Genomic DNA, 12,591 nt, shown 5'->3' with positions numbered 1-12,591 from the left:
AAAAGTCTTTTACTTGTAGCGGCTGGCCGCCGAACTGTGGGACAGGTTGGGCGCCATTACATGGCGGGCGGCGACAAAGGCTTGCCACTCGCCCGCATCGGGCAGCGAAGGAATCGTGACCAGTTCGCCCTGATCCAGACCGGACAGCGCGGCATCGACCATCTCGCCCGCCTCCATGACCATCTCCGCAGGGATACCGCTGGCATCGAATCCGGAACGCTCCCAGATTTCAGTGCGGGTCACACCGGGCAATACCGCTTGCACCTTGACCCCGGTGCCTTCGAGTTCGGTATTGAGCGATTGAGTCAGACTCAACACGTAAGCCTTGCTGGCGCTGTAGGTGGCGTTGAAACGTTCGGGGAACAGTGCGACCACGGACGCGATATTGATGATCGTGCCGCGCCCGGCGCGGGTGAACGCCGAGGCGGCTGCGGCTGCCAGTCGGGTCAGCGTGGTGACGTTCAACTGGATCAGTTGCTCCAGGGTCTCGGGGTCGGCATTAGCCAACAAGCCATTGACCGCTACGCCCGCATTGTTGACCAGCAGGCTGATACTGGAATCGCTGCGCAGACGTTGTTCAAGCTTGAGCACTTCACCCTTTTGCGTCAGGTCGGCCTTCAGCACTTCGACCTGAACGCCATGTGCGTCTCGCAGCTTGCTGGCCGCGGACTCCAGACGCTCCTGATCGCGAGCCACCAGCAACAGGTCAAAACCACGTGCCGCCAATCGCTCGGCATACACCGCACCGATGCCGGAAGAAGCGCCGGTGACCAGCGCCGTGCCTTGGGATTTCGGGGAATTCATGACGATACTCCTGGAATGCGTAAGGAATGGGCGACCGCTGAAAAGCAGAGGGCTTCAGGGGGACTGAAATTATTATAGGCATAATCTCACACTAATATGATAGCCGTAATTTTCCATTATCCGACGGAAAGGCAATCCACCTCCTTCGACGGTTCAAGGAACCCGGAAGCAAAAAGGGCCGGTCAATGACCGGCCCCTTGGCGTTGAACAATCAGCTTAGTTCACTTCCAGCTTGTCGCGATTGCGATCGAGGATCGCCTTGCCGATACCTTTCACTTCAAGCAGTTCGTCCACCGATGCAAAAGGTCCATTAGCCTCACGATAGGCAACAATCGCTTTTGCCTTCGCCTCTCCCACCCCGGCCAACTCCTTCTGCAGCGTCGCTGCATCGGCACCGTTGAGATCGACCTTTTCGCTTTGGGATGAAGCGGCAGCGTCAAGCACCAATGGCGCCCTGATGTTCTCGGAGGACACCCCTGGCGCCGCAACGGCGGCAATCGAGGCGCTGGCGAGAAAAGCGAAGAGCAACGAGTAGAAATAACCGGTACGCATAATTGACGCTCCATGACATGTTTTGAGAAAGCAGCTTTTCCGAAGCTGCCTCTCAAACTTAGGCGATGGATGGGCGATGTCAAAAACGCTTCTGTTACCGCTTATGTAACAATCAGATCTTCAAGCAAACCCGATCATCAGCACTTATCCCTTGGGAAAAAAACGCTGCAGAAAATGTCTCGCCCGGGATTTCTGCTGACTCATGACCGCCACGACCCGGGGCCGCAGCACATCGATTTCCCCCAGCTCCTTCTGGTACCAGCGGTCATCCATCCCGTATTGCTCGACCATGACCTTGTGGTGCTCAGGACTGTTCAGCAGTGCATTGAGTTTCAGGATTCCGATCATCTGGTAAGGCTTTCCGAGCCACTGATTGTGAGCCAGGTATAGAAGTGCCTTTTCGATATCAAGGTGGATGTCGGACGCGATGGGCTTGATGCGCAACAGATCCGAGAACCCGTCAGTCAACTGCTCGGCCGTCACACCCTCAAAGAAATTCTCGGCAATCAGGTAATGTTCGTTGATGGTCCGGATCGAGTTGGTCACGGTCTGGCTGCTGGCGTTTTCACCCGGCATTAAACGGAACGTAATCATTTCCTTGTCGAAAATATGGATCTGGTAATGCTTGAGCAGACGTATCCACATATCCAGATCGGGGAGCTGGCGCATCCTGTTGCTGTACATGCCCAACTCGTCGTAGCACGCTTTGCGGATGAGCATGGTCGGATGACAGATGCAGTTGCCCAGCTCGAAGAACCGCCGCAGCCATTCACCCTGAGAGCGGTTCGGCTGGTCGAATACATCGCCGGACGGAATGCTCGCCTTGTCCATTGGGCGGCCGTCCTTATCGACAAAACGAGCCCGGCCAAAGCAGGCGCCTACCTGTGGGTTATCCCGAAGGAACTGAACCTGGACAGCCAGCTTGTCGCTGTCGCACCAGTAATCGTCCGAGTTGAGCAGTGCGATGAACTCGCCCGATGCACGCTGGATCAGTTCATTGGTGACGACACCGGCGCCGCGGTTGACTTCATTGGGATAGAACCTGATCCGCTCGTCCTTGATGGACGCAACCACGTCCCGCGTGTTGTCGGCCGAGCCGTCATCAGAGATGAGGAACTCGAAATCCACACCGGTCTGCCCAAGGACACTCTGGATCGCCTCGGCCACAAAAGGGGCGTGATTATAGGTCGCCATGATCACGGAAACTGTAGGGGAACTCATACCGACCGACTCCGCTTCACAACTCTGACAATAAGATTTTTGAGCGCAACAGGCATGAGCGCCTTGATCACGACAATCAGGATCGGCGGCATGAAGTTGAGCAGCGTCGGGACGGCACGAATGACCGGCTGACTGACCGTCTCGGCCACGTGTCCGATCTGCGACGCGGTAATGACGTGGCGCAGACGACTGGCAAGCAGTTCAAAGTCCTCATGGAACACGCCGTCGGTCAGTTCATCGTACGCAGGCAACACATCGAGCTGGGCCTTGAGCTTTTCCACGTGAGGTGTTTGCGTCCAGACGCCGGCGGTGTGCAGACGATAGACAGACATGGGCTCCTGTAGAAAACCGATCACGCTGGTGCGTGCCAGTACGATATTGGTGATCCAGTCGTAGGATTTGATATCGAACAAGGCATCCGGCAGCCTGGCAAACGCCGAGCGGCGATACATGCACGTGGAAAAATTGCCGATGATGTTGTCGGCAATCAGCTCTCTGGCGGTGATGAACCGGTGCCCGGTGGAAACAGGCACCCGCGGGGTAAGCTGGGCGCGGTCTTCTTCGTAGACAAAGTAGTTGACCCCGCACACGTCGGATTCCCAATGTTCCGAGAGGAATGTTGCCTGGCGACTCAACTTGTGCGGACTGACCCAGTAATCGTCGCCTTCAAGCACTGCCACGTATTCATTGGAACAGGCATTGAAGCCGCGTTTATAGTTTTTGGTAATACCGAGGTTTTCGCTGTAATCCAGATACTTGAATGTAAAGCGACTGTCGATTCCTTCATATTCCCTGATGATGGAAAGCGTACTGTCCGTCGATTTGTCATCCGCGACCACCAGTTCTATCGGCCCGTCGAAAACCTGCCCGAACAAGGCATTCAACGCCTGACGGATATGGTTTTCATGGTTGTAGGAAACCAGTAGAACCGAGAGAGCAACCTTTTCCTTAAGCACTTACCGAACCCTCTGCAGCTGCTGGTTTCTTCGGAACATAGATTTGCGCCTCACCATCAATGACCAGTTGGTCCTTGACCGTGCAGTAGGTACGGAACGTGACAATTCTCTTGCGCACGTTGACGTCTTTGACACAGACGATGGCAACGACGGTGTCCTGCAGATAGACCGGCGCCTTGAACACCAGATTCTGCGAGACATACACACAACCCGGACCCGGCAATCGGGTGCCGAACAATGCGGAAAAGAACCCGGCGGAAAACAGCCCGTGAGCAATACGCGCCTTGAACCGCGAGTCCTTCGCGTACTCGTCGCTCATGTGCACCGGGTTATTGTCTCCGGACAACCCGGCATAGGCTTTCACATCGGCATCCGTGATGGTCTGGGAATAGGAAACCTGCATCCCGACTTCAATCTGCTCGATGGAGAGCCCGCTCAGAAAATCATTCAGCGTTGTCATTTGCGCAGCGCCTCGCGCAGAGGCCGTGCGGGGTTGCCGATGACCGTGTCGCCTGGCGCGACACTCTTGGTCACCACGGCCCCCATCCCGACAATGGCCCCACGCCCGATCGTCAAGGGTCGCTTGGACGTGCCTTGCTTGATCACGGCGCCAGTACCGATGTAGGCATGATCTTCGATGACGACATTGCCGTTACATTTGACGCCAGGGGCAAAGGTCACGAAGTCGCCGACCACACAGTCGTGCGCCACATAGGAATAGAGGTTGGCGTGAAAATGTTTGCCGATCTTCGCGTTCGACGTCACGGTCACGAACGGGGACAGCACCGCCCCCTCACCGATTTCATTGGCATCGAGGATCACGACGTTTTGAGCAATCACGGAAAAAGGCATCGCGCCCTGTTCTTCGCACAGCCGGGCGATACGCTCCCTGACATCGGAAGCACCAATAGCGATACTGAAATAACGCTCCCCGGACAGCGCCAGGAACGCATCCATGCTCACCACCGGAAAGCCATTGACCGTTTCGGCCGAACCCTCGCCCTCAACAACGAAAAACAGCTCCGCGTCACCGCCTGCAAGCGATGCTGAAAGAGAAGCACGCGCCAGGGGAATGACCTCTCTGCCATAACCTCCTGCACCGATGATTCCGTAATACTTTTTCATCAAAATCTCCTGATCCGAAAATTCACTCAATACCTGACAGAGCGCTTGATGAGTCGGCAGATCATGTCGATCTCTTCCCGCGACAGGGTGTGGTAGAGCGGCAGGCAAATGATGCGGCGGGAAACATCCTCCGAGATCGGAGAACTTTGCCCCTCGACGTACGGAAGCTCGGAAAGCGACGGGTAAAAATAGCGCCGAGGATAAATATTGTGGAGGTTGAGCACTTCCATGACAGCCAGAAGCACTTTTTCACTTTCGAAGATCACCGGGAAGTAGGAGTGATTGTATTGCGTATCCGCTGCAATCTTCTGGAACTCGACAGGCAGGTCAGTCAGGTTCTCTTTGTAGTAGTCGCAGAGTTCCTTGCGCTTCTCCAGGATCTCTTCGACGTACTTCAGATTCGTCAGTCCCATTGCAGCGTGAACTTCCGAGTTCTTGCCATTGACGCCGACGCCACCGAAATCAGTCAACGAGGTATGGCCGAAGTTTCTCTTCATGGCCATGCTTTTCAGGATTTCAGGATCGGAAGTAACGACCGCGCCACCTTCGATGGTGTGAAAAAGCTTGGTTGCATGAAAACTGCAAGTTGCAATATCGCCGTACGCCAGCAGGGAACGCCCTTTATGGGTCGTACCAAAGGCGTGAGCGGCATCATAGATGACTTTCAAGCCATGCTTTTTGGCCACCGCATCGATCGCTTCGACATCGCAGGGATTGCCGAACACATGGGTAGCCAGAATGGCCGTGGTTCGCGGAGTGATCGCTTGTTCGATTTTCGCCGGATCGATATTCAGCGTGTCCTGGCAGATATCCACCATGATCGGCGTGCAATTTTCCCAGACGATGCTGGACGTCGTGGCTACATAGCTGAAAGGCGTGGTGATGATTTCACCTTTCAGTTCCAAGGCTCGAATTGCAATTTGCAGGGCAATGGTACCGTTACTCAGAAACAGCAGATGATCGACGTCGAGCTTTTCCTTGAGCTTCAATTCAAGCTCGTTAACCAATGGTCCATTGTTGGTGAACCATTCACGGCCCCAAACCCCTCGCAGGTACTTTTCATACTCGTCGAAAGGAGGAACAAACGGCTTGGTAACAGTAATATTCATGCGCGCCCCGAAATCGAAACTTATTGTGCAGTTCTGTTAAAGAAAGATTTGATGCGTCCACACCAGGACGCCTGATAGGCCTGCAGCTCAGCCCTGGCCTCATCGAGTTGCGACTTGAGCGCTTCGTTCGCCTGCACTTGAGCCGCTAGCGATCGGGAGATGCCCGCAACTTCCGCAACCCTTGCATCGGCATTGCCGGCCTGTTGCTGAACGAGCGCTTGCTGGGCAAGCAACTCCGCTTCGACCTCGCGAATGCGCGCGGACTGAACTTCGATGAACTCCGCGCGTGCAGCAGACTCCAGCGCCATTTGCACCGAAGCGTGTTCATTGGCCTGTACGCTGCCGGCGCCGCTTGAAAGCCAGGTCGCTTCATTTTCAGTGACCGCGGAAAAATCGACGTCCACGTCAACGGCCGAAGACTTGCGTGCCTCGACAATCAGCTCGTTGTGAAACGGACGGGACTCAAGGCCGGAAAAAACTTCATCCGCACTCTTGCGATACGACTGAAAGACAATGGACTTGAATCCGGCCTCACCAATCGCCCGGGTCAGCTCTTCCGCATCGTAGACAAACTGATGCCCCCAGGAACGCATTCCCTCGTTCATCATCTGGCATCGCGAATTCGGTTGCCAGAGATCGCCCCACTCGTTTTTGCTGTCCGAAAAATAGGAGTGGGTCAGGAAACGCAGGTTGGGCGTGGTGATCCGAATCGCGCCACCAGGCGTCAGTACCCGAAAGCATTCTTTCAGGAACGCTACGGCCTGTTCCCGAGTGACATGTTCAATGAAATGCTCGTTGAAAATATGGCTGACCGAGGAATCCGCAAACGGCAACGGCTCAGTGAGATCGAGCAATCGATCGGCCGTGGGGGAGTCAAGATCGATATTGATCCAGCCGGGGAATGTGACCGAGCCACATCCGAGGTGAAGTTTCTGATCAGTCTGTGCCATTTTTGATTTCTCGCATGCTTACCTTGTTACCCCAGTACGCGGCTCCGTAAATCTGTGGATGTCCCGCGCTGGAAAGTGAGAACTTCGTCGAAATGGGAACAAAGTCCGCGACGACGACCTCACCGATATTCAGATTGACCGGTTCTGCGAGCATTGAAGAAACAGAGTAGTGTCCTTCTCTCAGATGCGCGGTAAACGTCCACTCAATCACGTGCACACTGCCGGCCTTGACATCGACCAGATGCCGGTTACCTTCGATACCGGTATCGGAGTAGATGATGTCCTGCCCATTCTTGTCACGGATGTGGTACGCCAGGCCAAGGCTGGGAACAGACTTGTGGACCTGCACCACCTGGCGCAGCACCACCGTCTGGCCGAAGTCCACAGTGTCGATCATCAGACCGCTTTCGTTCAGCAACGCTACGTTGATGAATTCGGCAACACCATTCTGTATCCGCTGAAAACTGGCCATGGACTGGAATGACTCGACACCATCGGTATATTCCGACGCCACCGCCGCAGTCTGCTTGACAACTTCCTCGGGGCCTCGGTCCACACGCTGGCTTTCGATCAAGGCAGAGTAATACTTTTCCACTGCCGTGTTCACATCGCCCAGATACTGACTTCGCCCGGACTCGAGCAACAGGGCCCGACTGCAAAGTGACTTGACTGAGGCGGTGTCATGGCTGACGAACAAGACCGTCGAGCCTGCCGCGATGATCCCCTGGATCATTTTTGCGCACTTGGCCTGGAAGTAGGCGTCGCCGACCGACAACGCTTCATCGACGATCAGGATGTCCGGTTCCACGTGAATCGCCACCGAGAACGCCAGACGCACCATCATCCCGCTGGAATAGGTTTTGACAGGCTGCTCGATAAAGCTGCCGATGTCCGCGAACTCGACGATTCTGTCGTAGCGGGCGTCGGTTTCCTCGGTGCTCAAACCCAGCACCGCAGCATTCATGTAGATGTTTTCGCGTCCGGTGAACTCGGGGTTGAACCCTGAACCCAGCTCCAGAAGCGCAGCGATACGACCATGGGTCTGTACACTGCCGCTGGTTGGATTGAGCGTGCCGCAAATCATCTGCAACAGCGTGGACTTGCCACTGCCGTTACGACCGATGATACCGACTGTCTCACCTTTCCTGATCTCAAAGGAAACGTCGTTGAGCGCCCAGAACTCTCGATAGAATTTGCGGCCCTTCACCAGGAACTGCTTCAGACGATCGTGGGGCTGGTCGTAAATCTGGTAACACTTGCTCAGATTTTCAACCTTGATCGCAATATCCGAATCAGAGGACATCGGCAAACCCCTTGCGTGTTTTCTGGAACCAGGCAAAGCCTAACCACATGACCAGCAGCCCTATAAGGAAATAAATACCGATAATTGAAAAATCCGGAGCACGGCCAAAAAACAGTACATCCCGGGCCTGCTCGATGACTGGCGTCAACGGGTTAAGCATCAGTACCGGCCGATACGCCTCGGGCAACGCACTGGCCGGATAGAAAATAGGCGACAGAAACATCAGCACGGAAGTGAGAATGCCGATGAACTGCGCGATATCCCGCAAATAGACTCCCAGAGACGCCAATCCCCAGGAAAGCCCCATCATCACCAACACCAGGGGCATGATCACCAGGGGCAGATACAGAGCCGTCAGGTGTGGCACGCCGAAGAAAATCAGGTAGGCCAGCATCCACACACCCAGGCTGATCAACGCATGGAACATGGCTGCGCCGAGGCTTACCCAGGGAAGAATTTCCAGGGGATACACCACCTTTTTCACATAGTTGGCATTGGACACGATAAGGCCCGGCGCCCGGTTGATGCATTCCGCAAACAGGCTGAATACCATCAGACCGGCGAACAGGATCAGGGCAAACTCGGTTTTCGAATCGCTGCCACCGCTCCAGCGCGCCTTGAATACAACACTGAAGACAAATGTGTAGACAGCCAGCATGAAGACCGGGTTGAAAAACGACCAGAGCACACCCAGAACCGATCCACGATAGCGCCCCAGTACCTCCCGCTTGATAGATGCCCTTATCAACGTCCGGTTACGAACCAGACTGGCAACCATTTCACGCGGTAATGTAGAAAAATCTTGCATCAGGCAATGGCCTCTGAGTTGACACCAAACTTACGCTGGACCGCACTGCCCGTCATACCAAACATCTTCCATTCTTTGAATACAAAAACGAACGACAAAAAAACGCGACAATCACAACAACGCCGCCCTTTTTATTGCAGTCCATGGCCACGAAATAGCATCTAAAGGTTTACAGTTCGAAAGTTTCTCGAAATATGAAAAATCCATGCCTTCATTATCAATGAGAAGCATGAGATTTGTTGAATCCGGACATCCGCGCAATCCTGTGCAAATATAAAAAACAGCGCCCTGACCCCAGCCAGAAAGGCCCGCCGAGGATACCGTAAAACGCCATCGGAGAACACCGCCGCCCGGTTGGGGCTCCACCAACCGGGCGGCTGGCAATGACGCTTACAGGCCGGATCAGCTATCACTCGCAACGCGTTCTTTACTCACACGCGCACGTTCAAGGGTCGAGGCGACGCTGCTGATAGATCCAGTCGACAATTTCTCCATCAGGCGCATAGCCACTGACGGTTTCGCGCAAAATCTGCCGAACGCGGGAGTAGTCGTCCTTTTCGACTGCAGCCAGCAATTCCGACAGCCGAACCTTGAGCACGTCCCAGGGAATGAGGTCCTCGTTGGCACTCATGATCATGGGGTGAGGCGTCGCCGAAACATTGTCACCGATCAGGAGTTCTTCATAGAGCTTCTCCCCTGGCCGCAACCCGGTGAATTCGATTGCAATATCGCCGTGCACATTCTTTTCCGAACGCACACTGAGGCCGGACAGGTGAATCATCTTTTCAGCGAGCTCGACAATTTTGACCGGCTCTCCCATGTCCAGCACAAAGACATCTCCCCCCTGCCCCATGGAGCCGGCCTGGATCACCAACTGCGCGGCTTCCGGGATCGTCATGAAATAGCGGGTGATCTTGGGATGAGTGACCGTCAGCGGACCGCCGGATTTGATCTGGCTATGGAACAGCGGAATCACCGACCCCGACGAACCCAGCACATTTCCGAAACGCACCATGGTGAATCGCGTCTTGTTGACGCGAGACACATTGGCCTTGTCGCCGAACAGTACAGGGGCCAGCTCACGACTCAGCGCCTGCAGGGTCAGCTCGGCAAGTCGCTTGGTGCTGCCCATGATATTGGTGGGGCGCACAGCCTTGTCGGTGGAAATCAGAACAAAGTTGGAAACACCTGCCTGCAGTGCTGCCTGCGCCGTATTGAGGGTGCCGATCACGTTATTCAGCACACCTTCGGCAATATTGTGTTCAACCATGGGCACATGTTTATAGGCGGCCGCGTGATAGACAGTGTCCACGCCCCACGTCTTCATGACATCCAGGAGTTTGTGAGGATGCCGGATGGAACCGAGAATCGGCAGTAGACGAATAGAGACAGACTCGCGCGCGATGCGCTGTTCGAGCTCGGACAGAATGCTGTATAGATTGAACTCACTGTGATCGAACAGCAGAAGCGTTATCGGCCCAAGCAGAAAGATTTGCCGGCAGAGCTCCGAACCGATCGACCCGCCCGCGCCTGTCACCATCACCACTTTGCCGGTAATGCAGTGAGCCAGCAGGTCGGATTGGGCCGGCACCGAGTCGCGCCCCAGCAGGTCCGCGATGTCGACTTCCTGAATGTCATCGACCTTCACCCGGCCGCTGGCCAGGTCGGTAAAACTTGGAACACTGCGAATATGCAGTGGGAATCCTTCCAGCAAATTGAGGATTTCCCGGCGACGGGCACGAGTGGATGAAGGCAGCGCCAGGAGAATTTCCTGCGCTCCCGTCACGTCGATCATTTGCTGAATGTGCTTGGGCTTATAGACCTGCAGACCCGAAATGGCCCGATCAGCGATACTCGCATCATCATCGATGAACGCCACCGGGCGCATGACTCGCCCCATTCGCAGAGCCGCGACCAACTGATTACCGGCGACTCCGGCACCATAGATCGCCACCTTGGTCAGGCCATCGTCGCGACTGGTGAACGGTACGTGCTGGGCTGCGGTGAACCAGTCACCCATGAAATACTGACGCATGCACAGGCGCAATCCGCCAATGATCACCAGACTCAGCCACCAGTAGTTGAAAATGATGGATCTGGGGACAACACTTTCATGATTGCTGTACCAGTAGACAACTACTGCGAGTATCAGTGAAGAAAGGCTGACCGCCTTGATGATGGCAATTAGTGCATCATTGCCGAAGTAGCGCATGACCGCGCGATACATGCCAAATCGAATAAACAGCGGTATTGCAACAAGCGGGGCACAGACGAATAGCCAGGCATGCACTTTGATGGGGTTGTACATATCATCGATTCCGAGGCGAACGATGAATGCCAGCCACAGCGCCCCCCAGACGAGAACGACGTCGGTGGCCACCTGCAGCAGTCGTTTTTGACGACGCGGCAAACCCAGCAGAAATGCTCGCATTTTATCCATTGAATCGCCCGATCACCGTCCCACTCCATGAACTATAAACCAACCTGCATTGTATCCTCCTTCAACCAGAGAATACGACTGCCAAGTGACCGGCCGGCGCCCCGCGTTACGCCATCTGCGCCCTGACCGCTCGTCAGCACCCCGGCGCGTCTGTTAAGCTGCACCCCTTTACCGGCGCTCGACGCCTGCTGCTCAGCGACCCCGCCCGATATCAAAGCCAGCCGTTAACGCCTTTTTCTTTCCGTAATATCTTTATGTCGAATCGCTGCATGATCAGGGAGCCAGAGATCAAATTCATGGACAAGCCGAACCAAGAATCAACCCCTGAAATACAGCACTCCTCAGCACCCGATACGCCTGATCAAAACAACAAGAAAATTGCAATTCTGGTCTGTACCTATAACGGCGCGCGTTTTCTAAAAGAGCAACTCGATTCATTTATTGAACAGTCCCATCAGAACTGGGCAATCTACGTCTCGGATGACGGTTCGTCTGACGAAACACTGGACATATTGAAAGACTACCAACTTCGACTGGGCAGTGAGCGACTGGTCATTCTGCAGGGACCTCGAAAGGGGTTTGCCAGAAACTTTCTGTCACTTGTGAAAAACCCGTCAATCATTGCCGACTATTTTTGTTTCAGCGACCAAGACGATATATGGTTTAAAAACAAACTTAGCCGAAGTCTCGACTTGCTGCCTGAAGAAGGGAATGCCCCAGCCCTGTACTGCTCTCGAACTGCACTGGTCAATTCAAGTCTCGAGCCTATCGGCTATTCGCCTCTGTTTCTGCGAACACCCTGCTTCGAGAACGCACTGGTTCAAAGCATCGCCGGCGCCAACACAATGTTGATCAATAATGCTGCACGCGCACTTTTGCTGCGAGTAGCCGATGACGCTCCGGTCGTCGCACATGACTGGCTGACCTACTTGCTGGTCACCGGCTGCGGCGGACGGGTAATCTACGACCCGACCCCCTCTCTCCATTACCGTCAGCATGAAGGGAATCTGATCGGCGCCAACGCCGATCTGAAAAACCAGATCCTGCGACTGCGCAAAATGTTCACGGGACGCTTCAGCCAGTGGAGCACCCAGAACCTCAGCATCCTGCATACCGTTCGCGACAGGTTGACCGACAGAAACAGGCAGGTACTGGAGCTGTTCGAAACCGCTCGACGCAGCAGCCTGCCGGGACGGCTTTACCGGATGCGAAAAAGCGGAGTCCACCGCCAGACACTCAAAGGCAACATCAGCCTGATCGTCGCTACGCTGATGAACAAGATCTAAGCGGACGACTGACGGGCCCGCGCCTGTCAGTACGACG

The 12,591-nt window shown here is 54.9% G+C and carries 12 protein-coding genes; 1 reads left to right on the top strand and 11 read right to left on the bottom strand.

Annotation, left to right across the window (positions count from 1 at the left end; genetic code table 11):
• Positions 1-9: 9 nt before the first annotated feature.
• From ACODTD_RS20485 to ACODTD_RS20435, 11 genes are all read right to left on the bottom strand, one after another.
• Positions 10-804 (bottom strand): SDR family NAD(P)-dependent oxidoreductase, encoded by a 795-nt coding sequence (locus ACODTD_RS20485; protein WP_011335336.1) that lies wholly within the window; start codon positions 802-804, stop codon positions 10-12.
• Positions 805-1,020: 216 nt separating this feature from the next.
• Complete coding sequence (locus ACODTD_RS20480) at positions 1,021-1,356, bottom strand: ComEA family DNA-binding protein (RefSeq protein ID WP_011335337.1); 336 nt, start codon at positions 1,354-1,356, stop codon at positions 1,021-1,023.
• Positions 1,357-1,500: 144 nt separating this feature from the next.
• Complete coding sequence (locus tag ACODTD_RS20475; protein WP_011335338.1) at positions 1,501-2,577, bottom strand: glycosyltransferase; 1,077 nt, start codon at positions 2,575-2,577, stop codon at positions 1,501-1,503.
• Positions 2,574-3,533, bottom strand: coding sequence for a glycosyltransferase family 2 protein (locus tag ACODTD_RS20470; protein ID WP_011335339.1), 960 nt, complete (start codon positions 3,531-3,533; stop codon positions 2,574-2,576). The genes ACODTD_RS20475 and ACODTD_RS20470 overlap by 4 nt, the downstream gene beginning before the upstream one ends.
• Positions 3,526-3,993 carry a MaoC family dehydratase gene (locus ACODTD_RS20465; protein WP_011335340.1) on the bottom strand — a complete coding sequence of 156 codons (468 nt, stop codon included), beginning with the start codon at positions 3,991-3,993 and terminating at the stop codon, positions 3,526-3,528. The genes ACODTD_RS20470 and ACODTD_RS20465 overlap by 8 nt, the downstream gene beginning before the upstream one ends.
• A complete protein-coding gene (locus ACODTD_RS20460) occupies positions 3,990-4,658 on the bottom strand; it encodes an acetyltransferase (protein ID WP_221616038.1) in 669 nt (222 codons plus the stop codon). Before ACODTD_RS20460 ends, ACODTD_RS20465 begins: the two co-directional genes overlap by 4 nt.
• Positions 4,659-4,684: 26 nt before the next feature.
• Positions 4,685-5,767 carry a DegT/DnrJ/EryC1/StrS family aminotransferase gene (locus ACODTD_RS20455; RefSeq protein ID WP_011335342.1) on the bottom strand — a complete coding sequence of 361 codons (1,083 nt, stop codon included), beginning with the start codon at positions 5,765-5,767 and terminating at the stop codon, positions 4,685-4,687.
• 20 nt (positions 5,768-5,787) lie between these two features.
• Positions 5,788-6,717 (bottom strand): methyltransferase domain-containing protein, encoded by a 930-nt coding sequence (locus tag ACODTD_RS20450; RefSeq protein ID WP_011335343.1) that lies wholly within the window; start codon positions 6,715-6,717, stop codon positions 5,788-5,790.
• Entirely contained in the window at positions 6,704-8,020 is a 1,317-nt protein-coding gene (locus ACODTD_RS20445) for an ABC transporter ATP-binding protein (protein ID WP_489105136.1), read from the bottom strand. The genes ACODTD_RS20450 and ACODTD_RS20445 overlap by 14 nt, the downstream gene beginning before the upstream one ends.
• On the bottom strand, positions 8,010-8,828 hold the full coding sequence (locus ACODTD_RS20440) for an ABC transporter permease (protein WP_011335345.1): 819 nt from the start codon (positions 8,826-8,828) through the stop codon (positions 8,010-8,012). Before ACODTD_RS20440 ends, ACODTD_RS20445 begins: the two co-directional genes overlap by 11 nt.
• A 445-nt stretch (positions 8,829-9,273) precedes the next feature.
• Positions 9,274-11,268: a polysaccharide biosynthesis protein gene (locus ACODTD_RS20435; RefSeq protein WP_011335347.1), complete on the bottom strand. Its 1,995-nt coding sequence runs from the start codon at positions 11,266-11,268 to the stop codon at positions 9,274-9,276.
• Positions 11,269-11,564: 296 nt separating this feature from the next.
• On the opposite strand from ACODTD_RS20435, the gene ACODTD_RS20430 reads away from it, so the two are divergent.
• Complete coding sequence (locus ACODTD_RS20430) at positions 11,565-12,554, top strand: glycosyltransferase family 2 protein (protein WP_011335348.1); 990 nt, start codon at positions 11,565-11,567, stop codon at positions 12,552-12,554.
• Positions 12,555-12,591 lie beyond the last annotated feature (37 nt).

This window comes from Pseudomonas sp. FG35, assembly GCF_057809295.1.
This window is presented reverse-complemented; position numbering and strand designations above follow the sequence as displayed.